The following is a 23,120-nucleotide window of genomic DNA, read 5'->3' as shown; positions in this document are numbered from 1 at the left end:
CTGCCGCGCACCAGATCATCACGGAGACAGTCGATGGGCCACCCGACCGAGCGTGAGAACGCGCAGGAACCGACCACGACCGACGAGGTCTCGACGCCGCCGCAGCCGACCCCGGAAACACCCCTCGAGGATGACGCCACGCCGGCCGAGGGCGTGCCGACGGTCGCAGACGAGGCACCCACGCCGGACCGCGCGAGCGGTGCCGCTGCGCCGGTGGACGCCGAGGAGCCGAGCGCGTCGAGCGCCGTGACGCCGGTCGAGTCTGCCGAGCCTGTTGCGTCGAACGAGCCGAGCGCGGCGACGCCGGTCGAGTCTGCCGAGCCTGTTGCGTCGGACGAGCCGAGCGCGGCGACGCCGGTCGAGCCTGTTGCGTCGAACGAGCCGAGCGCCGTGACGCCGGTCGAGTCTGCTGCGCCTGTCGCGCAGAGCGCTGTGACGCCGGTCGAGTCCGCCGAGCCTGTTGCGTCGAACGAGCCGAGCGCGGCGACGCCGGTCGAGTCCGCCGAGCCTGTTGCGTCGAACGAGCCGAGCGCGGCGACGACGGTCGAGTCCGCCGAGCCCGCCGAGCCCGTCGCGCCGAGCGTGGCGACGCCCGCCGAGCCTGTCGCGCCGAGCGCGGTGACGCCCGCCGAGCCTGTCGCGCAGAGCGCGGTGACGCCGGTCGAGTCCACCGAGCCCGCCGAGTCCACCGAACCTGTCGCGCCGAGCGCGGCGACGCCCGCCGAGCCTGTCGCGCCGAGCGCGGTGACGCCCGCCGAGCCTGTCGCGCCGAGCGCGGTGACGCCCGCCGAGCCTGTCGCGCCGAGCGCGGTGACGCCCGCCGAGCCCGCCGCGCCGAGCTCGCCGGCCCCCGCCGAGGATGCTGCCGCGAGCGACGCCTCGCCGACGTCGCCTGCCGAGGCGCGTCACCCGTCGTTCGACGACGACGACGTGCCGTACTCGCCGCGTGTCTTCGCCTTCGAGCAGCCGGTCCCCGTCCCGGTGGTGCCCACCGCGGCCCGGCCCGCCGACGAGGCCACCGGACCTGCTGCAACGGCTCCGGTCCAGGCGCAGCCTGCCGAGCCCGCGAGGTCCGAGTCCTCGACCCCCGGAGCGGACTCGCAGGCCACGCAGGTCATGCCGCCGGTCGAGCCGGTCGCGGCCGCGAGCGCGTCCTCTGAGCCGTCCTTCGCTCCGGCGGCGTCGGCGTGGACGAACGCGGCGACGTCGGGAGCGGCGACGACCGCCCAGGGCGTGCCCGACGCCACGCCTGCGCCGGCTCCTCCCACCCGTCCCACGCTCGCCTCGGCGTTCACGCCGGTCGGTGCCTCGACGCCCTCGACCGCGTCCTCGACCGCTCCCTCTTCCGGCGGGCCGTCGGACGGCGGGTCCCCCCTCGACGGCTTCTCGGGCGACAAGGCCCCCAGCCGCCTGCCGAAGGTCGCCCTGTGGGCGGGGGTCGGGGTCCTCGTGCTCGGCGGCCTCTACACGGGGGCGCAGTGGTTCTACTCCGACAAGGTGCCGCCCTCGACGACGGTGGCGGGGGTGGACATCGGCGGGCTCGACGAGCAGGCGGCGGTCGCTGCCCTCGAGAAGGGGCTCGGGGGACGCGCCGCGGAGCCGATCACGCTCGAGGCCGCCGGCTCGACGACCACGCTCGACCCTGCGGCGGCGGGACTCGCGTTCGACGCGCAGGCGACGGCCGACGAGCTCACGTCCTTCTCGATGAGCCCCGCCCAGCTCTGGAAGCACGTCTTCGGAGGCGGTGAGGAGGAGCCCGTCACGACGACCGACCCGGCGAAGCTCGAGGCACAGGTCGCCGAGCTCAAGGCGCGTCTCACCGTCGAGCCGGTCGACGGGAACGTCGTCTTCACGGACGGCAAGCCCGTCGCGACCCTGGCCCAGGACGGCGCGTCGATCATCGAGGACGAGTCGATCGAGATCATCAGCACGTCGTGGCTGACGTCCTCGGAGCCGCTCGAGCTCCCAACGACCCCCCAGGCTCCGGACATCACGCAGGAGGAGACCGACGCGGCGCTCGCCCAGGCCGAGTCCGTGGTCTCCGCACCGGTCACGGTCGCGGTCGGCGGGCAGCAGGCCGAGCTCACGCCGGACGTCCTCGTGTCGGCCGCTTCGTTCAACGCGGTCGAGGGCTCGCTCCAGCTCGCGTTCGACGGCGCGACCCTGCTCGAGGCGGTCGTCGACCGTACGGACGACCTGCTCAACGAGGCCGCGGACGCGAAGTTCGTGTTCGTCGACGGCGCCCCCGCCATCGAGGGCGGCGCACCGGGGACGACGATCGACCCTGCTGCCCTGAGCTCGGCCGTCTCGACGGCCGCTCTGGGCACGGACCGCACCGCAGCCGTCGAGCTCGTCGAGTCCGACCCCGAGCAGTCGGTCGCCGCTCTCGAGGCGCTCGGCGTCAAGGAGAAGATCTCCGAGTTCTCGACGCCTCTGACCAACGACTCCTTGCGCACCGAGAACCTGCGGGTCGGGGCGAGCAAGGTCAACGGGACCCTGGTCAAGCCCGGGGAGACGTTCTCCCTGATCGAGACGCTGTCGCCCATCACGACCGCGGGGGGCTACCACTCCTCGGGCATCGTGCAGGACGGCAAGCACGTCGAGGGGATCGGTGGCGGTCTCTCGCAGATGGCGACCACGACCTACAACGCGGGGTTCTTCGCGGGGCTCGAGGACGTCGAGCACCGGCAGCACAGCTACTGGTTCAGCCGCTACCCGGCCGGACGCGAAGCGACCATCTTCGTCGGGTCGATCGACATGAAGTTCAAGAACGACACCCCGTACGGCGTGCTCATGCAGTCGTGGGTCGGGGGCGGCAAGCTGCACGTCGCGATCTGGAGCACCAAGTACTACGAGGTGCAGACGACCGAGGGCGAGATGCGCAACGTCGTCCAGCCGACCACGGTGACGCACTCCGGAGCGGACTGCGTGCCGCAGCCCAAGGGCAACCCCGGGTTCACCATCACGACGCCCCGCAAGGTGCTGCTCAACGGGGAGGTCGTCAAAGACGAGAAGGACACGTGGACGTACAAGCCTGACAACCAGGTGGTCTGCGAACCCTGACGTCCACCGGGGCGTGCCACCGAACTGGCGGGCCGACGGGGACGGTGTTTCGCGGTCTTCGCAGAGCGGGCCGGGACCCTCGGGTCCCGGCCCGCTCGGTCGTCCCACGGCCTGCGCGTGCGCGTCCCAGGGGTCGTGCGCTCCGGGCTGGGGGACCGGTCCCGTGGATAGACTGCTCGGCGGACGCTGACAGGCGCCGCGTGCGCGCGGCCACCGCGAGAGGCAGGGCGAGGACACTCGATGCTCGGACGTAGTGAACGCGAGTCGGGGGCCCACGCACGGCTCGCCGCACAGATCGCGAAGTGGCACGGTGCGGACGGCTGGCCTGCGGGGACGGGCGCGGACGACCTGCTGGACCTGGGGTCGACCTCGACCACGCTCGCCACCGTCGCGAGCATCGACGACCTGGCCGCGGTGGTGCACATCGGCCACCCGGCCCAGCCGTCCCACGACCTCGAGCGGGCCCTGCTGGCTGCTTCGCCGTCGCTGGTCATCACCTCGGCGGTCGCGGTTCCCGCCCAGTGGGTGTGGGCCGGCCGCCCGGGCAAGTCCACGGGGAGCGTCGTCGTCGACGAGGCGGGCATGCGCGACTGCCGGCACGTCCTGCGGACCCTGGGGGCCAACCCCCGGCTGGTCCCGTCGCGCACCGCGCTCGACGAGCGGATCGCGCTCGCCGGCCCGGACGGCACGCTCGTGGTCGAGCGCTCGGAGATCCCTGACGGCTGGGAGGAGATCCCCGGCTCCGCTCGGCTGAGCGAGGGCGCACCGATCTGGTACGGGCTGGTCGAGGCCCGCCGTCCTGCCCCGGAGTTCGAGGGCGAGGCGCAGGTCTGGTTCGCGTTCGGCCCGCGCGCCGACCACCGTGGGTCGCTCCAGCAGACCTTGTCGGTCATCGCGCAGAGCGGGATCGACATGCAGCACCTGCGCAGCCACCGCTCGTCCGCGGGGCCGCACATCTTCTTCTCGTCGTTCTCGTGCCCTGACGCGTCGGTCCTGACGGGACTCATCGCCGAGCTGGCCTCGCGCGACGTCGCCCACCGGGTGCTCGCGGTCCTCCCGGGGCGGGACTTCGTCCCCGGTCCGGACGCGCTGGCGCCGCAGTGGGCACCGGGGTACGCGGGCTCGTGAGCAGGGTCGCCTACCTCGGGCCGGAGGGGACGTTCACGCACCAGGCCGCGGTCCGCTGGGTGCGGGCACAGGCGCGGCAGGACGCAGGCCCGACGACGTCCCCCACGTCGGGCGCCGCGGCCGCCCCCGGCCGGGACGGGGAGGTGGAGGTGGACCTCGTCGCCGCGCAGACCGTCGGAGACGTCTATGCGGGGGTCGCCTCGGGTGCGTACGACCACGGGATCGTGGCGATCGAGAACTCGGTCGAGGGCTACGTGGTCCCTTCGCTCGACGCGATCGTCGGCAGCGAGGACGTCGTGGCGATCGACGAGGTGGTCCTGGAGATCACGTTCGACGCGTTCGTCCGTCCGGGGCACGGCGACCTGACCGAGGTCACCGCCCACCCGCACGGCCTGGCCCAGTGCCAGGACTTCGTGGCGAGGTCGGGCGCGGTCCCGGTGCCCTCGTCGTCCAACGCGGCGGCGTGCCGCGACGCGTCCCCTCACCAGATCGCCCTCGGGCCGCCCATCTGCGGCGAGCTCTACGGGCTCGACGTGCTCGAGGCCGGGGTCGAGGACTTCCACGGTGCGCGGACGCGGTTCCTGACGATCGTCCGGCGCGACCGGGCCCGGGCCGCGCTCGCAACCGCGCAGGAGGGGGCTCCTGCGCAGTGGCGCACCATGCTTGCTCTGACTCCTCACGTGACCGGGCCGGGGGTCCTCGCGAGGATCACGCGCGCGTTCGGGGCGGGTGGGGTCAACCTGTCGAGCCTCATCACGCGTCCGCTCAAGGCGCTCGAGGGCCGGTACGTGTTCGTCGTGACGGTCGATGCCGCGCCGTGGGAGCCCGCGGTGCGGGACGTGCTCGAGGGTCTGCTCGCTGCGGGCGACTCCGTGAAGACGCTGGGGGTCTTCCCCGCCCGGGGCGAGCTCGACGAGGCGCTGTCCTCCGACCACGTGCCCGTGGGATCGGTGCGCGCCGGGGCCTCGCCCGAGGAGCTCGACCGGGGGCTGCTGTGGGCCTGAGGGCGACGGCGGTCGAGGTGGGGGTGACGGCCGGCGAGGGCCGTCCGACCGTCGCCGTCCTGGGGCTGGGCCTCATCGGGGGGTCGCTGGCACGTCGGTTGCTCGCGCAGGGGCTGGACGTCACGGGGTTCGACTCGTCGGCCGCGACCCGTGCCGAGGCGGCGACGGCCGGGATCGTCGTGGCGGAGGACGTCGAGTCCTTGTGCGCTGCCGCCCCGGACGTCCTGGTCCTCGCGGTCCCGTTGCGGGCCATGCGCCCCGTGGCCACCGAGGTAGCCCGGTTCCTGCCGGCCTCGACCCTCGTCACGGACGTCGGGTCGGTCAAGGGGCCGGTGCGCGACGTCCTGGTCGGGTGCGGCCTGGGCGACCGCTACGTCGGCGCGCACCCCATGGCAGGGACCGAGCAGTCGGGGTTCGCGTCGTCGTCGGCGGAGCTGCTGGACGGTGCGAGGTGGGCCGTCACGGTCACCGACGGCACCCGTCCGGAGCAGCTCGCCGCGCTGCTCTCGCTCGTGACGGGGCCCGCCGGAGGGTGCGCCTACGTGCTGACCGACGACGTCCACGACGAGGCGGCCGCACTGGTGAGCCACGTCCCGCACGCGTTCGCGATCGAGCTGCTCAACCTGGTCTCCGCCGCACCCGTCAGGGACGTCGCGCTCGCGCTGGCCGCGGGGAGCTTCAGGGACGGCACCAGGGTGGGCCGGACGGATCCTCGACGGACCGAGGCCATGCTCGCGGAGAACGCGGGGTGGGTGGCCCCTGCGCTGCGGCTCGCCGCTCGCGACCTCGAGGCCCTCGCCACGGCCCTCGAGGCCAACGCCTCGACCGCGGAGTTCTTCGACCGGGCGGACGACGTCCGGGCGACCTGGCGACCGCACGACGCGGCCGTCGCGCGGCTGGGTCGGGCGGCGTCGCAGACAGCGACGACCGTCTCCGGCCACGGGGGAGAGGGCGCGGTCGAGCGGCTGTCCGTCGATCTCGCGGACGCCGGATGGCGCTCCGAGCTGATCGACCTCTGTCTCGCGGGGTGGGCGGTCGTCGCGGTGCGGGGGACCGTGCTCGAGCTGGGCGGGGCGGCGTCCGGGGCGTAGCCCACTGGCCGGCGCCGGGCCGCGGCCACGGTCACTCCCTCGCCGGGACCTCGTGCCGTGCGACGGGTCGCCGCTCGCGTCGAGCCGTCGCGCACGTGTCGGAGGTCCGTGGAACCGTGGGTGTCATGGAGATCACACGGATTCAGCCTGCCGGGCTCGTCGTGAGCCCGGCGTTCAGCCATGTCGCGATCGTGCCCGCGGGTGCCGCGACCATCTACGTCGGGGGCCAGAACGGCGTCGACGAGACCGGCGCGGTCGTCTCGCAGGACGTCGCCGAGCAGTCGGTCCGGACGATCGACAACGTGGTCGTCGCGCTCGAGGCGGCGGGGGCCACCCTGGCCGACGTCGTGCAGTGGACGGTCCTGCTGGTCGAGGACGCGGACCTCGGCGCGGCGTACGGCGCGATCGCGCCACGGCTCGCCGGACCGGGCGTCCCACCGCTCGTCACGGCGGCCCGCGTCGCCGGGCTGGGGGTCCCCGGGGCCCTGATCGAGGTGAGCGCGATCGCCGCGATCGCGCCTGCCTGAGGCGGTCAGTCGACCGGTCGGCGCGGCAGGCGGCGTGGCGGTCGGGGCGGGATGCGCTTGGCGGCCACGACGTCGGCGGCGGGGATCGTCACCTCGACCGACTCGCGGGACCCGCCCGCGTCGGTCCGCAGCGTGATCGACTCGCCGGGAGCGACCGCCAGCACGATCCCGATCACGTCGGTGACCGACTTCCCGCGCTCGCCGCCCGCGTCGTCGCGCGTCGCCAGGGCCTCGGCCTCGGTCAGTCGCCGCCGGACCACGACGCGCGTACCCACGGGCCAGGTCGACCACGCCTCGAGCGCCGGGCGTGGGGTCGGGGAACTGGTGCTGCTCATGCTCTCCTCGTCCGCCGATGGCCGGGATGCCCGGCTCCTGAGCGATACTAGGGGGAAGTGCTCGGTGCAGCAGGTGAAAGGGACCTCCGACGTGACGTACGTGATTGCTCAGCCTTGTGTGGACGTGAAGGACAAGGCGTGCATCGAGGAGTGTCCGGTGGACTGCATCTACGAGGGCAAGCGGTCGTTGTACATCCATCCTGACGAGTGCGTGGACTGTGGTGCGTGCGAGCCGGTGTGTCCGGTGGAGGCGATCTACTACGAGGACGACGTGCCGTCGGAGTGGAGCGACTACTACCGGGCGAACGTGGAGTTCTTCGACGACCTGGGGTCGCCGGGTGGTGCGGCGAAGATGGGCATGATCGACAAGGACGACCCGATGATCGCGGCCCTGGCCCCGCAGGCCTGAACGGCATGGGATTCGCCGACCTGGGAGGCCTCGCCTACCCGTGGGACTCGCTCACGCCCTTCGCCGAACGTGCTCGCGCGCACCCGCGGGGCCTCGTCGACCTGTCGATCGGTACGCCGGTCGACCCGACCCCTGCCGTCGTGCGCGACGCTCTCGCGGCGGCCGGCGACGCGCACGGCTACCCGACCACGCACGGGACGCCCGTCCTGCGCGAGGCCGTCGTCGACTGGTTCGCGCGTCGCCGCGGCGTGCCCGGCCTTGACCCGGACGCGGTCCTGCCCACCGTCGGCTCCAAGGAGCTCGTGGGCCTGCTGCCCTCGCTCCTGAGGCTCGGCCCGGGGGACGTCGTCGTGCACCCGGCCACTGCCTACCCCACGTACGACGTGGGGGCTCGCCTGGCGGGGGCCACGCCCCTCGCGACCGACCGGGTCGAGGACTGGGCCGGCCGCGGCGACGTGCGGCTCGTGTGGGTCAACTCGCCAGGGAACCCGACGGGCGAGGTCCTGGGGGTCGAGGAGCTGGCACGGATCGTCGCGGCCGCCCGGGAGATCGGTGCGCTCGTCGTGAGCGACGAGTGCTACGCCGAGCTCGCGTGGGCCGAGCCGTTCGCGACCGAGGGGGTGCCGAGCATCCTCGACCCGAGGGTGAGCGGCGGGTCCACGCACGGGTTGCTGGCGGCCTACTCGTTGTCCAAGCAGTCGAACCTGGCGGGGTACCGCGCGGCCTTCGTCGCAGGTGACCCCGCGGTGGTCGCGGACCTGCTGACGACGCGCAAGCACCTGGGCATGATCGTGCCGGCGCCGGTCCAGGCGGCCATGGTCGCGGCCCTGTCGGACGACGCGCACGTCGCGGCGCAGCGTGAGGTGTACCGGCGCCGGCGGGACGTGCTCCTGCCCGCGCTCGGGGAGGTCGGGCTGCAGGTCGACGGCTCGCAGGCCGGGCTGTACCTGTGGTCGCGCCCTGCCGGCGCGGCCGACGGTGAGGACTGCTGGCGGACCGTGGGGGACCTCGCGGACCTGGGCATCCTGGTGGGCCCGGGCGCGTTCTACGGCCCTGCGGCGGCGGGGCACGTCCGCGTGGCGCTCACCGCGACCGACGAGAGGGTGCACGAGGCCGCGGCCCGACTGTCCGGGGCATGAGCGCCGGGAGTTTGTTGGGCTAATCACTCCCCGTTCTCGCCTGTGACCCGCATCACACCCGCGTGACGGTTTCGTGACCGTTCCAGATTGGTCACGTGTGGGTGAAGCGAGTACCGTCGACCCAGGCCAACGCTGTCCGACACTTCGGTCTTCGAACATCCTGGGCCGGACAGGTGGCGATCTCGCAGCGACACCACGGAAGACACGCGCAGCCACCCGCAGGGGGAGCGGCAGCGCGCAAGGAAGGAAGACATGACCACCACCCAGCAGGCGACAGTTCGGCTCGTCGTCAACGAATCGAGCCAGGACCTGCCCGTGGTCGCAGCGACCGAGGGCAACGACGGCATCGTCGTCTCCTCCTTGCTGAAGTCGACCGGGCTCGTCACCGTGGACCCCGGGTTCATGAACACCGCCTCGTGCGAGTCGGAGATCACCTACATCGACGGTGACGCGGGGATCCTGCGCTACCGCGGGTACCCGATCGACGAGCTCGCGGAGAAGTCGACGTTCCTCGAGGTCGCGTACCTCCTGATCCACGGCGAGCTGCCGGACGGCCCCACGCTCGACGCGTTCGTCGAGCGGGTCAACCGCCACACCCTGGTGCACGAGGACTTCCGGACGTTCATGGGGACCTTCCCCCGCAACGCGCACCCCATGGCGGTGCTCTCGTCCGCGATCAACGCGCTGTCGACGTTCTACCCCGAGTCGCTCGACCCGTTCGACGACGACACGGTCGAGCTCGCGACGGTCCTGCTCCTCGCCAAGACGCGCACCATCACGTCCTACCTGCACCGTCGCGCCGTGGGCGAGCCGCTGCTCTACCCGGACTACTCGCGCGGCTACGTCGACGACTTCCTGCGCATGACGTTCGCGACGCCCTACGAGAAGTACGAGTCCGACCCCACCGTCGTCGACGCGCTCGACAAGCTCCTCATCCTGCACGCGGACCACGAGCAGAACTGCTCGACCTCGACCGTGCGCGTCGTGGGCTCGAGCCACGCGAACCTGTACGCCTCCGTCGCGGCCGGCGTCAACGCGCTCTCGGGCCCGCTGCACGGCGGTGCCAACGAGGCCGTCCTGTCGATGCTGGACAAGATCCAGAACAGCGACTTCGACGTCGACACCTTCATGAAGAAGGTCAAGAACAAGGAGGACGGCGTCCGCCTCATGGGGTTCGGGCACCGGGTCTACAAGAACTACGACCCGCGTGCTGCGATCGTCAAGGCCAAGGCCGACGCGGTGCTCTCGACGCTCGGCAAGAAGGACGAGCTGCTCGACATCGCGCTGCGTCTCGAGGAGATCGCGCTCAACGACGACTACTTCATCGAGCGCAAGCTGTACCCCAACGTCGACTTCTACACGGGCCTGATCTACAAGGCCATGGGCTTCTCGCCGGCGATGTTCACCCCGCTGTTCGCCCTGGGCCGCATGCCCGGGTGGATCGCGCAGTGGCGCGAGATGATGAAGGACCCGCAGACCAAGATCGGGCGCCCGCGCCAGGTCTACACGGGCGCTACCGAGCGTTCGTACCTGCCGGTCGAGGGCCGCTGACCGCTCGCCTCCCATGCCCGACGGCGCCTCGCACCTCACGGTGCGGGGCGCCGTCCGCGTCGAGGGACCCGGGCGACCGGAGCCCCCGACGGTGGCCCGGGCTCAGGGCCAGGGTTCAGGACTCGTCGACCGTGGCGACCGTGAGGCGGACCTGGCCCGCCCGGGGGTGCGGCACGTCCTCGGTCGCCTCGGTGACCGACCACTCGGGGGACTCCCGCGACCACGTCCGGTCGCCCACGTCGACCTGGAGGACGTCCGTGGCGTCGGCGCTCGCGACGGCCCACTGCGCGACCGCCCAGGCGGCTCGTCCGCTCACCGACGGGTCTCCCGAGAGGGACGACGTCTCGACGGTCACCGTCGCCCCGTCGACCGTGACGGGGAGAGGGCCGAGGTCCCGCTCGATCCGGACCTCGACGTCCGCGACCGACTGCTCGGTGCTCACGAGCGTCTCGGGGTCCACGGGGGCGAGGTCGCAGGTCAACGTCCCCTCCGAGTTCCCCGTGAGGGCCGAGGCCCAGGCGCGCGAGCGGGACTCGTGCTGCGCGTACGCGTCGGGGAAGCCCGACCTCTGGACGGCCTGGGCGGCGACCGTCACCGGGAGCTCGGTGTACCCGTCGACCTTGTCGAGGCCGTCGTAGAAGGCCTTCGTCGAGTAGACGGGGTCCATGATCTCCTCGATCGAGCCCCAGCCCTGCGACGGGCGCTGCTGGAACAGGCCCACCGAGTCGCGGTCGCCGTAGTCGATGTTGATCAGGCGTGACTCCTGCAGGGCCGTGGCGAGGCCGATGGTCGCCGCGCGTGCGGGCATCCCTCGTCGCACCGTGGTGATGGCGATGAGCGCGGCGTTGTCGGACTGCGCGGGCGACAGGTGCCAGGCCTGCCCGTCGGCCGTGGCCGCGCACCTCTCGGCGACCGGGCTGTGGTCGTCGAGCCGGTTGAGGGCGACGACCACCCCTGTCGTCGCGACGGCGAGCACCGCGACGACCGTGACGGCCAACCGCAGGGGACGACGTCGCCGCCGGGAGCGACGCTGCTCGCGCGAGCCCGACGGCGGGACGCCCGGCCCGCCAGCGGTCGAGACGTCCCGCGGGCCCGATGGCTCGAAGGGGGAGGTCATGTCAGTTGGCGTGCAGGGCGGCGTTGAGCTCGATGCCGACACCCGTCCGGGACACGGCCTCGACGCCACCCGTGAGGGAGTTGCGGCGGAAGAGGAGGTTGTCCTGGCCCGACAGGTCGCGCGCCTTGACCACGACCGGTGCGCCGTCGGGACCGCTGCGACCGACGAGCGTCACCTTGGTCCCCGCGGTCACGTAGAGGCCGGACTCGACGACGCAGTCGTCGCCGAGGGGGATGCCCAGCCCGGCGTTGGCGCCGAGCAGCGAGCGCTGGCCGATCGAGATGACCTCGCGGCCGCCGCCCGACAGCGTGCCCATGATGGACGCGCCGCCGCCGATGTCCGACCCGTCACCCACGACGACCCCCGCCGAGATGCGGCCCTCGACCATCGAGGTCCCGAGCGTGCCGGCGTTGAAGTTGACGAAGCCCTCGTGCATGACCGTCGTGCCGGCCGCGAGGTGCGCACCCAGGCGGACGCGGTCGGCGTCGGCGATGCGCACGCCCGAGGGGACGACGTAGTCGACCATCCGGGGGAACTTGTCGACCCCGAGCACCTGGACGGGCTGACCGGTGGCCGCGCGCAGGCGCAGGCGCGTCTCCTCGAAGCCGTCGACCGCGCACGGTCCGTGGTTGGTCCACACGACGTTGGCCAGCGCGCCGAACACGCCGTCCAGGTTGAGGCCGTGGGGGGCCACGAGGCGGTGCGACAGGAGGTGCAGCCGCAGGTAGGCGTCGGCCGCGCCGACCGGGGCGGCGTCGAGGTCGATCACGGTGCGCACGGCCACGACGTCCACCCGGCGCGCGTCGTCGCGCTCCGTGAGGGCCTCGAGCGAGGCGGGGACGGTCTCGTCCGAGGGGGCCTCCCCGAGCGCGGGGGACGGGTACCAGACGTCGAGGACCGTGCCCTCGTCGGTCACGGTGGCGAGGCCGAAGGCCCAGGCGGTGCGGGGGCCGGGTGCGGCGCCGGTGGGGGTCGCTGAAGTCATGCCTTCACCCTATCCGTCACTCCCGTCCGGGCGGTGAACTGTCCGGGTAGGGTCTGCGTGTGACCAGCGACGAGACTCCCGACCTGACCTCCGACCAGAGTGCGCCGTCGACGTCGGCCCCGGCGACCCGGCTCGACCTCGACGGTGACCTGACCGCGCTCTTCCGCGCGGTGTGCGACGTGCCGTCCGTGAGCGGGGACGAGAAGGCCCTGGCCGACGCGATCGAGGCGGCGCTGCGACCGCTCGCGCACCTCGACGTCTCGCGCGACGGCAACGCGGTCGTCGCCCGCACGCACCTCGGGCGCTCGCGCCGGGTCGTGATCGCCGGGCACATCGACACGGTGCCGCTCACCGACCCGCCGAACCTCCCCACCCGTGTGGTCGGCGAGGGCGCGCAGGCCGAGGTCTGGGGGCGTGGGACGGTCGACATGAAGGGCGGTGTCGCGATCCAGCTCGCGCTCGCGGCCTCGCTCACGGCGCCCAACCAGGACGTGACCTGGGTCTTCTACGACCTCGAGGAGGTCGCGTCCGACCTCAACGGCCTGGGACGCCTCGCGCGCAACCACCCCGAGCTCCTCCAGGGCGACTTCGCGATCCTCGGCGAGCCCACGGCCGCGGGGATCGAGGGCGGCTGCAACGGGACCCTGCGGGTCGAGGTCCGCGTCCCCGGGGTCACGGCCCACTCGGCACGCGCCTGGATGGGCTCCAACGCGATCCACTCGGCGTCGGTCGTGCTCGACCGCCTCGCGGCCTACGAGCCCGCGTCGATCGAGGTCGAGGGCCTCGTCTACCGCGAGGGCATGAACGCGGTCGGCATCCGTGGCGGCATCGCGGGGAACGTCATCCCGGACGAGTGCGTGGTCACGGTCAACTACCGGTTCGCGCCCTCGCGCTCGCTGCCCGACGCCGAGGCGCACGTCCGCGACCTCTTCTCCGGTTTCGAGGTGGTCGTCACGGACGCCGCCCCGGGGGCGCGCCCCGGGCTCGACGACCCGTCCGCGGCGGACTTCGCCGCGACCGTGCTGGCCCTCACGGGTGGGGCACCCGCGCCCAAGTACGGCTGGACCGACGTCGCACGCTTCGCCGAGATGGGGATCCCGGCCGTGAACTTCGGTCCCGGCGACCCCGTGCTCGCGCACAAGGACGACGAGCGGTGCCCGGTCGGTCACCTCGCGCTGTGCCACGACGCGCTGCGCGCGTGGCTCACCCGCTGATCGTCCCCGCCACGGGTCCCGGGAACGCTTAGGCTCGGAAGCATGAGCGACGACGGAGTTCCCCAGGCAGGCACGGGCTACCGCAAGGGGCCGGTGCTGCTGCGGGGCAAGCAGATCCCGAAGCAGACCACCGACCAGCGCCTGCTCGACACCGCAGGCAGCGCCGACTGGGTCCACAGCGACCCGTGGCGCGTCATGCGGATCCAGAGCGAGTTCGTCGAGGGTTTCGGCGCGCTCGCCGAGGTCGGCCCCGCGGTGTCGGTCTTCGGGTCGGCGCGCACGCCCGCGGACCACCCGGACTACGCGCTCGCGGAGCAGGTCGGGCGGCTCCTCGCGGAGCGTGACCTCGCCGTCATCACGGGCGGCGGCCCCGGCGTGATGGAGGCCGCCAACAAGGGGGCCAACGAGGCGGGCGGCCTGTCCGTCGGCCTCGGGATCGAGCTGCCGTTCGAGCAGGGCATGAACAAGTACGTCAACCTCGGCGTGAACTTCCGGTACTTCTTCGCCCGCAAGACCATGTTCGTCAAGTACGCGCAGGGCTTCGTGGTCCTCCCGGGCGGGTTCGGCACGTTCGACGAGCTCTTCGAGGCGCTGACCCTGGTCCAGACGCACAAGGTCACCGAGTTCCCCATCGCGCTCGTCGACACCGAGTACTGGCAGGGCCTCATCGACTGGGCCCGGACGACCGTCGCCGGTCGCGGCATGATCAGCCCGCACGACCTCGACCTGCTGTACCTGACCGACGACCCCGCGGACGCCGTCGAGTACGTCTGCGAGCGGGGCGAGCAGCTCCGTGCGGAAGAGCTCGAGGCCGTCGTGGACACCGAGGTCGCGCAGCGGCGGGCGTCCGGCGACCGGTGAGCCACCCCGCCCGGCGGGAGGAGGGGGACCGGGAGACCGGGGCCCCCTCACCCGTCCCTGAGACGCCCGACGCCGGGGTGCCCGCGCAGAGCGCACCGCTCGTGCTGCGCGGGCGCGCGGTCGGGGTCGACGAGTCCGCGCCGGGGCGACCTGAGCGTCCCGTGGTCATGGCGATCGTCAACCGCACGACGGACTCGTTCTACGCCCCAGCCCGCCAGCTCGACGACGACGCCGCGCTCGATGCCGTCGCGCGCGCGTGGTCGGAGGGCGCCGCGATCGTCGACGTCGGGGGGGTGCGCGCCGGGACGGGACCGGAGGTCACCCCCGCGGAGGAGATCCGCCGCGTCGTGCCCTTCGTGGAACGGGTCCGTGCGGAGTTCCCCGACCTGCTCGTGAGCGTCGACACCTGGCGGGCCGACGTCGCCCGCGAGGCCGCGCTCGCCGGGGCGGACCTCATCAACGACACCTGGGCGGGGCACGACCCGCGGCTGGTCGAGGTCGCGGGCGAGATGGGCGTGGGCGTCGTGTGCTCGCACACGGGAGGCGCCGTGCCACGCACCGACCCGTACCGCGTCGCCTACCCCTCCGTGGCGAGCGGCGCCCGGGGCGGGGACCTCGGCGCGGCCGGGACCCCACCGCGGGACCCGCGCGACGCCGTCGTGCAGGACGTCGTGACGACCCTGGCGACGGCCGCCGCCCGAGCCGTCGCGTGCGGCGTGCCCGCGGCGTCGGTGCTCGTCGACCCGACCCACGACTTCGGCAAGAACACCTGGCACTCCCTGCACCTCGTGCGGCGCACGCAGGCGCTCGCGGGCCTCGGGTTCCCGCTGCTCATGGCGTTCTCGCGCAAGGACTTCGTCGGTGAGACGCTCGACCTGCCCGTCGACGAGCGGCTCGAGGGGACGCTCGCGGCCACCGCGGTCGCCGCGTGGCTCGGAGCCCGCGTCTTCCGCGCCCACGACGTCGCCGCGACGCGCCGGGTCCTGGAGACCGTCGCGGCGATCCGAGGAGACGCACCGCCGGCCCGCGCGCTGCGCGGCCTCGCATGAGCGCGGGTGACGAGGCCGGCGGGTCCGGAAAGGCCCTCGGACGTCGCGCCGAGGAGACCGGGACGGCGCCGTCGGCGGCGGTCGGTTCCCGGCGCCGACCCGCGGTGCTCGCCCCTCGACGGTGGCCGTGGGCGGTCCAGGTCCTGGCGGTCTACGCGGTGGCGAGGCTCGTGACCGCGCTGGTCCTCGTGGTCGTCTCGCGCTGGCAGGAGGCCAACCTCTGGACGGACGCGGCGCCGTCGTACACCGCGTGGACCGGGCGGATGTGGGACGCCTCGTGGTACCAGCAGATCGCGGACCACGGGTACCCGTCCGAGCTGCCCGTCGACGCCGACGGGAACGTGCAGCAGAACGTCTGGGCGTTCTACCCCCTCTTCCCGTTCCTCGTCCGCGCGGTGCAGCAGGTCACGGGACTGGGATGGGACGTCGTGGCTCCCACGGTCGCCCTGCTGTGCGGCGCCGGGGCCATGCTCGTCATCTACCGCCTGGTCGAGCGGGCAGGGCACCTGGCCGTCGAGCGGCGCCCCGGCCTGCCGCTCGCGACGGTCGCGCTCGTGAGCGCCTTCCCGTCGTCGGTCGTGCTGCAGGTCGCCTACACCGAGGCGCTCGCGCTGCTGCTGGTCGCGGGAGCCCTGTACCTGCTCTGGGCGCGGCGCTACGAGTGGGCCGGCCTCGTGATCCTGCTGCTCGGGTTCACGCGCGCGGTCGCGCTGCCGCTGGCCCTGGTCGTGGCATGGCACGCGGTCGTGCGGTACCGGGAGTGGAAGCGCGAGCGCGGCACGGCCGCCCCGGTCGCCCCGGTCGCCCCGGTCTCCCCGGTCGCCGCGGCGGGAGGGGGACGGGCGACGGGCGTCGAGCCCTCGGGCGGGCCACCGGTCCTGCCGCGGACGCGCGTGCCGTGGCGCGAGGTCGCCCGGGTCGGAGGGCTGTTCGTGGTGGCCGTGCTGAGCGGCCTGGTCTGGCAGGTCCTGTGCGGGATCGCCACGGGGCGCTCCGACGCGTACCTCCTCACCCAGGGCGCCTGGCGGGGGACCGGGCCCGTGGTGCCGTTCCTGCCGTGGGTCGACGTCTCGCGAGCGCTCTTCGGGACGGTCGGGCCGTGGGTCCTGGTGCTGGTCCTGGCGGCCGTGGCCGCCGTCGGCCTGAGCCCTGTGGCCCGGCGCCTGGGCCCCGAGCTCCAGGCCTGGCCCCTGGCGTACCTGGGCTACCTGGTCGCCGTGATCGAGCCGTGGACGAGCATCGTCAGGTTCCTGCTGCTGGCCTTCCCGCTCGGGGCAGTCACCCTCGGGTGGACCCGGTCGAGGTGGTGGTTCTGGGGCTGTCTGGCGGCCGGCGTGGCGGGGCAGGCGTGGTGGGTCTGGTCGCTCTGGCGGCTCACGCCGCCGAGCGGCTGGCCGCCCTAGCGCCTCCGTCGGCACGATCTGCGCATTTGCGGCCACGGCGTGTCGTATCGGTGAACTAGAATGGTACCTGGACGTCCTCTGGACGGTCGGCGCGGGAACGCGCCACCGCCCTGCCGGGACGTCGACCACAGCAGTACTGGACTACGGAATGGAGAGCCCACAATGGCTGCGATGAAGCCGCGTACGGGGGATGGCCCGCTCGAGGTCACCAAGGAAGGTCGCGGCATCGTCATGCGCGTCCCGCTCGAGGGTGGCGGTCGACTCGTGGTGGAGCTCAACGCGACCGAGGCCAGCGAGCTGGGCGAGGCTCTCCAAGCCGTCGTGGGCTGAGACACCTTGACCGCGCGCGCAGCCCAGGCAGCACAGCCAGTCCCCGACCTCCCGCCCGTGGGCGGCACTCCTCGACACCTCCCCGAGGTCGTCGAGGCACCGGGCACGGTCCTGGACTGTCCGTTCCTCACCGACGACGCGGTCGCCGCACTCGTGGTGGCCGTCGCTCCTCCCCTCGAGGAGGAGGACGGCCTCCAGCCGCGTGCAGGCACCGTGGACGCCACCGCCCGCTACGGGATCGACCTGGCCGAGCTGGCGGACCGCAGCGGGGGCACGGCCTTCCGCGGCGCGGCAGGCCAGGTCGCCACGGTCGACCTCCCTCGCACCCACGCGGGTTCGACGCACCACCTGCCGTGGGCAGGGCTGCCGTCCACGATCGTGCTGCTCGGGATCGGGGCGGGGACCGATCAGGACCTGCGTCGCGCCGGCGCGGCGCTGTCGGGTGCCACGCGTGGCCTCGAGCGGGTCGTGAGCGCGGTCACCGCGGACGCGTCCGCGACGGGCGTCCAGGCGTTCGTCGAGGGCTACCTCCTCGGTGCCTACCGCACCCCGCGCTTCGGGCGTCCTGCACCGGACCGCGGGGAGACGGCCGGCGCGTCCGACGCCCCGGCCGAGCAGCTCGTGCTCCTCGGCGAGAGCCGCGAGGCGCAGCTCCGGGCCGCGCACGTCGGGGCCACGGCGACCTGGCTCGTCCGTGACCTCGCGAACACGCCCTCCAACATCAAGGACCCCGCGTGGGTCGCCGAGCAGGCGACGACGCTGGCCGGGGCCGCCGGTCTGGCCGTCGAGGTCCTCGGTCCCAAGGAGCTCGAGGCCCAGGGGTTCGGCGCCCTCCTGGCCGTGGGCGCCGCGTCGGCCAGCCCGCCCCGCCTCGTGACGGTCACGTACGAGCCGGAGGAGGCCGGGCGGCACGTCGTCGTCGTCGGCAAGGGCATCACCTACGACACGGGCGGGCTCTCCATCAAGCCCCGTGAGGCCATGGTCCCCATGAAGACGGACATGGCGGGAGCCGCGGTGGCCCTGGCCGCCGTCCTCGCGGCGGCGGAGTCGGGGGTGCGGCACAAGGTCACGGCCGTCCTCCCCCTCGCGGAGAACCACTTCGGCGCAGACTCCTACCGGCCGGGCGACGTCCTGCACACCTACTCCGGCACGTCGGTCGAGATCGCGAACACGGACGCCGAGGGGCGCCTGGTGCTCGCGGACGCCCTCGGGTACGCGGTCGACCGCCTCGCACCGGACCTGCTGGTCGACGTCGCGACCCTGACGGGCGCGGCAAGCATCGGCCTCGGACGTGGCCACGCGGCGCTGTACGCCACGGACCCCGGTCTCGTGAGCGGCTTCGAGGCCGCGGCTGCCGTGACGGGTGAGCGGGTCTGGCACATGCCGCTCGTCGAGGACTACGGGAGCGCCCTGCGGTCCGAGGTCGCGGACCTGCGTCACGTCCCGCTCGAGGCGCGCGGCGGCGGCTCGATCACGGCAGCACTGTTCCTGCGCGAGTTCACGGGTGGGCTGCCGTGGGTCCACCTGGACATCGCGGGACCGGCGCGCGCCACGGCGTCACGGCACGAGGTCACCGAGGGGGCGACGGGCTACGGTGCCCGCCTCCTGCTGCAGTTCCTGCGCGACCTGGACTGAGGCCGACACGAGAGGGCCCCTCACCGAACCGGTGAGGGGCCCTCTCGTCGTCTGCGGCCGGTCCGGGGCGGACGAGCCCCGCTGCTACCGGCGCACGCCGAGCAGCAGCCCGTCGCCGCTCGGGATCAGTGCGGGCAGGACCCGCTCGTCCGATCGCAGGGACCGGCCGACCTCGCGGACGATCGCCGTGACCTCGTCACGACGGGCGGGGTCTGCCACGCGGTCGCCGACGAGCGCGCCGTCGACCGCGAGGATCCCGCCCGGGCGCAGGAGGCGCAGGGCCTGCTCGACGTACTCGGGGTAGCTGTGCCTGTCGGCCCCGACGAGCACGAGGTCGTACGCGCCGTCGGTGAGCCGCGGCAGCACGTCGCTCGCGCGGCCGGGGATGGTCCGGGTGCGCGTCGCGCGGATCCCCTCCTCGGCGAAGGCCTCCTTGGCGGCACGCTGGTGCTCGACCTCGACGTCGATCGTGGTCAGGACGCCGTCCTCGGGCATGCCGCGGAGCAGCCAGAGCGAGGCGACCCCGGTGCCGGTACCGATCTCGACGACGGCGCGCGCGGCGAGCGCAGCGGCGAGGGCCTGGAGGACGGCTCCCACGCCGGGCAGGACGGCGGGACAACCCAGCTCGGCGGCGCGCTCGCGAGCGCGCAGGAGGACGTCGTCCTCCGGCACGAACTCCTCGCAGTAGGTCCAGCTCGACGCCTTGGCGTTGGTCCGGCCGATGTCGGTGGTGATAGGGCCCTCCTGGTCTTGGGTGCCGCGCGTCCCCGGTGGCCCGGACGGACTGCCGGGGTGCGGTGGTTCCGCGCGGTGCAGGTGAGGCGATCGTACCTGTCGACGGGCCCGGAGGCGCTGGTTGGCGCGGTTCCGGGGGGAGGTTTCGTGCACGTCGTGTCGACGTCCGGGCGGGGGGCTGGAACCGATGGGGGCCGTGCGGCGTTGAGAGGGGACAATGGATCGTGTGAGCAGTGACGTGAGTGCCCAGCCCTGGACGCCCCCCTCGTGGGACCAGATCGTGCGGGAGCACTCCGCGCGCGTGTACCGGCTGGCGTACCGCCTGACCGGGAACCAGTACGACGCGGAGGACCTCACGCAGGAGACGTTCATCCGCGTGTTCCGCTCGCTGTCGAGCTACACGCCCGGGACGTTCGAGGGGTGGCTGCACCGCATCACGACCAACCTCTTCCTGGACCAGGTGCGACGCAAGCAGCGCATCCGCATGGAGGCCATGGGCGACGACTCGGGGCTGTACCCGGCGACGGGCGAGATGACGCACCCCGAGCGGGGGTACGAGCACACGAACCTCGACCACGACGTGCAGCGGGCGCTCGACGCCCTCTCGCCCGAGTACCGGGCCGCGGTCGTGCTGTGCGACATCGAGGGGCTGAGCTACGAGGAGATCGCGGTCACGCTCGGCATCAAGCTGGGCACGGTGCGCTCGCGCATCCACCGCGCACGCACGCAGCTCCGCGCGGCGCTGCCCCACCGGGACCCGTCCGACCGCGGCGGCGTCGACGGTGCGCCGTCCGAGGACGCCGCCGTCGGCGCGCTGACGGCGCTCGGGGCCCGCAACGCACCGGGGGGACCATGACGCACCTCGGGACACTCGTCAGCGCTCTCGCGGACGACCAGCTCTCGTCCGCGACGCGTGAGCGCGCGCTCGCGCACGTCGCGGCGTGCGACCAGTGCGCGGCCGAGCTCGCGGTGGCCCGGGCCGTGCGCAAGCGGTTGTCGTGCGCGCGCGACGTGCTCCCGACGACGGACCTGACGGCACGGCTGCTCGCGCTGTCGTCGGAGATGTCGGGTGCGCAGGGCGACCCGCTGCGGCAGGCGCCGCCGGCCCGGGACCCGTGGGCCGCGGCCCCCGAGGAGGGGGCGCTGCGTGACGCCCTCACCGGAGACCTCGTGGCCCATGCCCGACGGCGGCGCTCGCGTCGAGCCGTCGTCGCGGCCTCGAGCGGGGTCGCGGTCCTCGCGGTCGCTCTCTTCACCCTGGGCGACCGGCCGGTCGTCGTCCCGGAGCGGCACGTGGCCGCGCCGCTGACGCTCCTCGCCCAGGCCGGGCGCAGCCCGGGCGAGAGCATGGAGGCCGACCTGGTGCCCGTGCTGCCGACGGTCGGCGGGACGACGGCCGCCGGGGGTCGGGGCGCCTCGACCGGCGACGCCGTGGACCTGTCGGACTCCGCGGCGCTCGTCTGGATGTCCGAGCACGGCTGGACCAGCCCGTCGGGGATCCTCGAGGGCTTCGACGTGACGAGCGTCCGCCTCCTCGGTGACAGGCGGGACGTCCTCCAGGTCGACCTGACGGGTCCCGAGGGCACCATCGTGGTCCGGGAGCAGGTGGGGCGGCTGGACACCACGTCTCTCACGCGCTCGGAGGGCTTCGACGGGAGGTCCGTCTACGTCCTGTCCGACGAACCGTGGCACGTCGTGTGGCAGGCTGGGGACACGGTGATCGACGTCGTGGCCGAGGCGCGCAAGGAGGTGCTCGTCGCGTTCGTGGCGACGTTCCCTGCGCACGACTTCGACGAGGGGGTCCCGGCCCGCATCTCCCGGGGATGGACGACCATGACAGGAGCCTTGGGCACCCCATGACCGCACACGACGCAGCGCCCGAGCCTGCGGATCAGCAGCCGACCACGCCCGAGCCGCAGCCTGCGCCGCAGCCCGAGGTGCCGTCCGCCGCGCCCGCGCCCGTCCAGCCGGACGCGGCCGGGGAACCCTCGCCGCCCGCACCGCCGGTGTCGACGCCGCCCGTGCGGCCGCAGGAGACCGCGCCGCAGCAGGCGCCGCCGACCGCCCCGCGCGAGGAGCGGCCCCGCGAGCCCCGGAACCCCTTCGCACCGCCGTCGTCCTACCGGCCCACGGCGAGCGTCCCCCTGACGGCTGCGGGTGCCGGCGACGGTCCTGCGTCCCCTCCCGTCGGCGCCGTCCCGGGGGCGGCACAGCACGACACCCGCCCCTACGGCCCCCCGCTCGGTGCTCTGCCCGTCGCACGTCAGGGGCTTCCCGGCTACGGCGCACCCCACGGTGCGTCGGTGCCGGTACCGCCTCCGCCCTCCTACCCGGTGCGCCCGCCCGGTGCCTACCCGCCGGGGCAGCACCCCCAGCAGCAGGGCCTGCCCGGGCATCCGGCCGAGCACAGCCAGGAGGGACCGGCCGCGGCACCCGCGCCCAGGAAGCGGCGTCGCCTCGGGGCGGGGGCCGTCGCGGGGATCGCCGCGATCGCGCTGGTGGCCGGCGCGGTCGGGGGAGTGGCTGCCGACAGGATCGTCGACGGGGCGGACCGTCGGCCCGTCGACGTCTCGCTGCCCGTCGCAGGCACAGCGCCGGACGAGGCGCGACCGGCGGGCTCGGTCGCGGCCGTCGCGGCGAGCGTCCTGCCGAGCGTCGTCTCGCTCCAGGTCGAGGGTGCCGACGGCGTCTCGACCGGGTCCGGGTTCGTGATCCGCGAGGACGGCTACATCCTCACCAACAACCACGTGGTCGCCGGTGGCGCGGACGGTGGCGAGGTCACGGTGCTCTTCGCCGACGGCAGCGAACGTCCGGCGACGGTCGTCGGGCGGACGCCGGACTACGACCTCGCGGTCGTCAAGGTCGACGAGTCCGGTCTCAAGCCTCTGGTCCTGGGGGACAGCGACGGCGTCGTCGTGGGCGACCCGGTCGTCGCGATCGGGGCACCGCTCGGTCTCAACGGGACGGTCACGACCGGGATCGTGAGCGCGCTGCACCGGCCGGTCGCCGCGGGCGACTCGGCCGAGACGGCCTTCATCGACGCGATCCAGACGGACGCGGCGATCAACCCCGGCAACTCGGGCGGGCCCCTCGTCAACGGCGCCGGAGAGGTGGTCGGGGTGAACTCGGCCATCGCGCAACCACCTGGCACGGGAGCGGCGACGGGCAGCATCGGCCTGGGTTTCGCGATCCCGTCGAACCAGGCCCGGCGTACCGCCGAGGAGCTCATGGAGAGCGGCACCGCCACGTACCCGGTGATCGGTGTGCTGCTCGACTCGCGGTACCAGGGCGAGGGCGTCCAGGTCACGACCGAGCCGCAGGGGGCGCAGGACCCGGTCACCGCCGACGGCCCCGCGGACGTCGCGGGGATCCGTGCCGGGGACGTCATCCTGGCCATCGACGGTCGGCCCGTGAGCCTGAGCGACGAGCTCATCGTCGCGATCCGGGCCAAGGCCCCCGGCGACACCGTGACGCTGCGCGTGCGCACGGGCGACCAGGAGCGCGACGTCCGCGTCGTGCTCGACGAAGCCACGAGCGAGTAGTC

The 23,120-nt window shown here is 73.6% G+C and carries 21 protein-coding genes; 17 read left to right on the top strand and 4 right to left on the bottom strand.

The features are described 5' to 3' along the window. The first annotated feature begins 33 nt into the window (after positions 1-33). The 5 genes from NHG27_RS12895 to NHG27_RS12875 all read left to right on the top strand — a co-directional run bounded on the left by NHG27_RS12895 (position 34) and on the right by NHG27_RS12875 (position 6,813). A complete protein-coding gene (locus tag NHG27_RS12895) occupies positions 34-3,063 on the top strand; it encodes a VanW family protein (RefSeq protein ID WP_497016546.1) in 3,030 nt (1,009 codons plus the stop codon). A 240-nt stretch (positions 3,064-3,303) separates the two neighbouring features. Further along, positions 3,304-4,191 carry an ACT domain-containing protein gene (locus NHG27_RS12890; RefSeq protein ID WP_193719618.1) on the top strand — a complete coding sequence of 296 codons (888 nt, stop codon included), beginning with the start codon at positions 3,304-3,306 and terminating at the stop codon, positions 4,189-4,191. Further along, positions 4,188-5,195 carry a prephenate dehydratase gene (locus tag NHG27_RS12885; RefSeq protein WP_193719619.1) on the top strand — a complete coding sequence of 336 codons (1,008 nt, stop codon included), beginning with the start codon at positions 4,188-4,190 and terminating at the stop codon, positions 5,193-5,195. The genes NHG27_RS12890 and NHG27_RS12885 overlap by 4 nt, the downstream gene beginning before the upstream one ends. Before the next feature lie 23 nt (positions 5,196-5,218). After that, a complete protein-coding gene (locus NHG27_RS12880) occupies positions 5,219-6,286 on the top strand; it encodes a prephenate dehydrogenase (RefSeq protein WP_497016545.1) in 1,068 nt (355 codons plus the stop codon). Positions 6,287-6,411: 125 nt separating this feature from the next. Continuing rightward, positions 6,412-6,813, top strand: a complete 402-nt coding sequence (locus NHG27_RS12875; protein ID WP_193719621.1) for a RidA family protein — start codon at positions 6,412-6,414, stop codon at positions 6,811-6,813. 5 nt (positions 6,814-6,818) lie between these two features. On the opposite strand, the gene NHG27_RS12870 is transcribed toward NHG27_RS12875, so the two are convergent. Continuing rightward, positions 6,819-7,148: a hypothetical protein gene (locus NHG27_RS12870; RefSeq protein WP_497016544.1), complete on the bottom strand. Its 330-nt coding sequence runs from the start codon at positions 7,146-7,148 to the stop codon at positions 6,819-6,821. Between the two features lie 91 nt (positions 7,149-7,239). Between NHG27_RS12870 and fdxA the strand changes: the two genes are divergently transcribed. The 3 genes from fdxA to NHG27_RS12855 all read left to right on the top strand — a co-directional run bounded on the left by fdxA (position 7,240) and on the right by NHG27_RS12855 (position 10,247). After that, entirely contained in the window at positions 7,240-7,557 is a 318-nt protein-coding gene (gene fdxA, locus NHG27_RS12865) for a ferredoxin (RefSeq protein ID WP_129429411.1), read from the top strand. A gap of 5 nt (positions 7,558-7,562) precedes the next feature. After that, entirely contained in the window at positions 7,563-8,696 is a 1,134-nt protein-coding gene (gene dapC / locus NHG27_RS12860) for a succinyldiaminopimelate transaminase (RefSeq protein WP_497016543.1), read from the top strand. A 252-nt stretch (positions 8,697-8,948) separates the two neighbouring features. Continuing rightward, positions 8,949-10,247 (top strand): citrate synthase, encoded by a 1,299-nt coding sequence (locus NHG27_RS12855; RefSeq protein ID WP_193719623.1) that lies wholly within the window; start codon positions 8,949-8,951, stop codon positions 10,245-10,247. A 115-nt stretch (positions 10,248-10,362) separates the two neighbouring features. Here the strand turns inward: NHG27_RS12855 and NHG27_RS12850 are convergent, their stop codons facing one another. Both NHG27_RS12850 and dapD read right to left on the bottom strand, forming a co-directional pair. After that, a complete protein-coding gene (locus tag NHG27_RS12850; protein WP_497016542.1) occupies positions 10,363-11,364 on the bottom strand; it encodes a hypothetical protein in 1,002 nt (333 codons plus the stop codon). A gap of 1 nt (position 11,365) precedes the next feature. After that, positions 11,366-12,349 carry a 2,3,4,5-tetrahydropyridine-2,6-dicarboxylate N-succinyltransferase gene (gene dapD, locus NHG27_RS12845; protein ID WP_497016541.1) on the bottom strand — a complete coding sequence of 328 codons (984 nt, stop codon included), beginning with the start codon at positions 12,347-12,349 and terminating at the stop codon, positions 11,366-11,368. Positions 12,350-12,432: 83 nt separating this feature from the next. On the opposite strand from dapD, the gene dapE reads away from it, so the two are divergent. From dapE to NHG27_RS12815, 6 genes are all read left to right on the top strand, one after another. Then, the gene (gene dapE, locus NHG27_RS12840; protein ID WP_193719642.1) at positions 12,433-13,563 is read left to right on the top strand and encodes a succinyl-diaminopimelate desuccinylase; all 1,131 of its coding nucleotides are present in this window, start codon (positions 12,433-12,435) and stop codon (positions 13,561-13,563) included. 42 nt (positions 13,564-13,605) lie between these two features. Then, positions 13,606-14,424 (top strand): LOG family protein, encoded by an 819-nt coding sequence (locus NHG27_RS12835; protein ID WP_193719625.1) that lies wholly within the window; start codon positions 13,606-13,608, stop codon positions 14,422-14,424. Positions 14,425-14,501: 77 nt separating this feature from the next. Then, positions 14,502-15,473, top strand: a complete 972-nt coding sequence (locus tag NHG27_RS12830) for a dihydropteroate synthase (RefSeq protein ID WP_497016563.1) — start codon at positions 14,502-14,504, stop codon at positions 15,471-15,473. Further along, on the top strand, positions 15,470-16,876 hold the full coding sequence (locus tag NHG27_RS12825; RefSeq protein ID WP_497016540.1) for a putative hexosyltransferase: 1,407 nt from the start codon (positions 15,470-15,472) through the stop codon (positions 16,874-16,876). Before NHG27_RS12830 ends, NHG27_RS12825 begins: the two co-directional genes overlap by 4 nt. Positions 16,877-17,038: 162 nt before the next feature. Then, positions 17,039-17,206 carry a DUF3117 domain-containing protein gene (locus tag NHG27_RS12820; protein WP_064506638.1) on the top strand — a complete coding sequence of 56 codons (168 nt, stop codon included), beginning with the start codon at positions 17,039-17,041 and terminating at the stop codon, positions 17,204-17,206. Between the two features lie 6 nt (positions 17,207-17,212). Next, on the top strand, positions 17,213-18,841 hold the full coding sequence (locus tag NHG27_RS12815; protein WP_227748932.1) for a leucyl aminopeptidase family protein: 1,629 nt from the start codon (positions 17,213-17,215) through the stop codon (positions 18,839-18,841). 84 nt (positions 18,842-18,925) lie between these two features. On the opposite strand, the gene NHG27_RS12810 is transcribed toward NHG27_RS12815, so the two are convergent. After that, positions 18,926-19,576 (bottom strand): O-methyltransferase, encoded by a 651-nt coding sequence (locus NHG27_RS12810; protein ID WP_407671992.1) that lies wholly within the window; start codon positions 19,574-19,576, stop codon positions 18,926-18,928. A gap of 217 nt (positions 19,577-19,793) precedes the next feature. On the opposite strand from NHG27_RS12810, the gene sigE reads away from it, so the two are divergent. From sigE to NHG27_RS12795, 3 genes are read left to right on the top strand one after another with little or no spacing between them, the layout of a single operon-like run. Next, positions 19,794-20,432, top strand: coding sequence for an RNA polymerase sigma factor SigE (gene sigE / locus NHG27_RS12805; protein ID WP_497016539.1), 639 nt, complete (start codon positions 19,794-19,796; stop codon positions 20,430-20,432). After that, complete coding sequence (locus NHG27_RS12800) at positions 20,429-21,436, top strand: anti-sigma factor family protein (RefSeq protein ID WP_497016538.1); 1,008 nt, start codon at positions 20,429-20,431, stop codon at positions 21,434-21,436. The genes sigE and NHG27_RS12800 overlap by 4 nt, the downstream gene beginning before the upstream one ends. Beyond that, entirely contained in the window at positions 21,433-23,118 is a 1,686-nt protein-coding gene (locus NHG27_RS12795) for a S1C family serine protease (RefSeq protein ID WP_497016537.1), read from the top strand. Before NHG27_RS12800 ends, NHG27_RS12795 begins: the two co-directional genes overlap by 4 nt. The last annotated feature ends 2 nt before the right edge of the window (positions 23,119-23,120 follow it).

The sequence above is a fragment of the Oerskovia sp. 140933 genome (assembly GCF_059651515.1).
This window is presented reverse-complemented; position numbering and strand designations above follow the sequence as displayed.

Excerpts from the sequence above, each read along its gene's own strand:
- NHG27_RS12800 (WP_497016538.1), top strand. The coding sequence starts at position 20,429 with ATGACGCACCTCGGGACACTCGTCAGCGCTCTCGCGGACGACCAGCTC.
- NHG27_RS12850 (WP_497016542.1), bottom strand. The coding sequence starts at position 11,364 with ATGACCTCCCCCTTCGAGCCATCGGGCCCGCGGGACGTCTCGACCGCT.
- NHG27_RS12855 (WP_193719623.1), top strand. The coding sequence starts at position 8,949 with ATGACCACCACCCAGCAGGCGACAGTTCGGCTCGTCGTCAACGAATCG.
- dapC (WP_497016543.1), top strand. The coding sequence starts at position 7,563 with ATGGGATTCGCCGACCTGGGAGGCCTCGCCTACCCGTGGGACTCGCTC.
- NHG27_RS12870 (WP_497016544.1), bottom strand. The coding sequence starts at position 7,148 with ATGAGCAGCACCAGTTCCCCGACCCCACGCCCGGCGCTCGAGGCGTGG.
- sigE (WP_497016539.1), top strand. The coding sequence starts at position 19,794 with ATGGATCGTGTGAGCAGTGACGTGAGTGCCCAGCCCTGGACGCCCCCC.
- NHG27_RS12835 (WP_193719625.1), top strand. The coding sequence starts at position 13,606 with ATGAGCGACGACGGAGTTCCCCAGGCAGGCACGGGCTACCGCAAGGGG.
- NHG27_RS12895 (WP_497016546.1), top strand. The coding sequence starts at position 34 with ATGGGCCACCCGACCGAGCGTGAGAACGCGCAGGAACCGACCACGACC.
- NHG27_RS12795 (WP_497016537.1), top strand. The coding sequence starts at position 21,433 with ATGACCGCACACGACGCAGCGCCCGAGCCTGCGGATCAGCAGCCGACC.
- NHG27_RS12825 (WP_497016540.1), top strand. The coding sequence starts at position 15,470 with ATGAGCGCGGGTGACGAGGCCGGCGGGTCCGGAAAGGCCCTCGGACGT.
- NHG27_RS12875 (WP_193719621.1), top strand. The coding sequence starts at position 6,412 with ATGGAGATCACACGGATTCAGCCTGCCGGGCTCGTCGTGAGCCCGGCG.
- dapD (WP_497016541.1), bottom strand. The coding sequence starts at position 12,349 with ATGACTTCAGCGACCCCCACCGGCGCCGCACCCGGCCCCCGCACCGCC.
- NHG27_RS12820 (WP_064506638.1), top strand. The coding sequence starts at position 17,039 with ATGGCTGCGATGAAGCCGCGTACGGGGGATGGCCCGCTCGAGGTCACC.
- NHG27_RS12890 (WP_193719618.1), top strand. The coding sequence starts at position 3,304 with ATGCTCGGACGTAGTGAACGCGAGTCGGGGGCCCACGCACGGCTCGCC.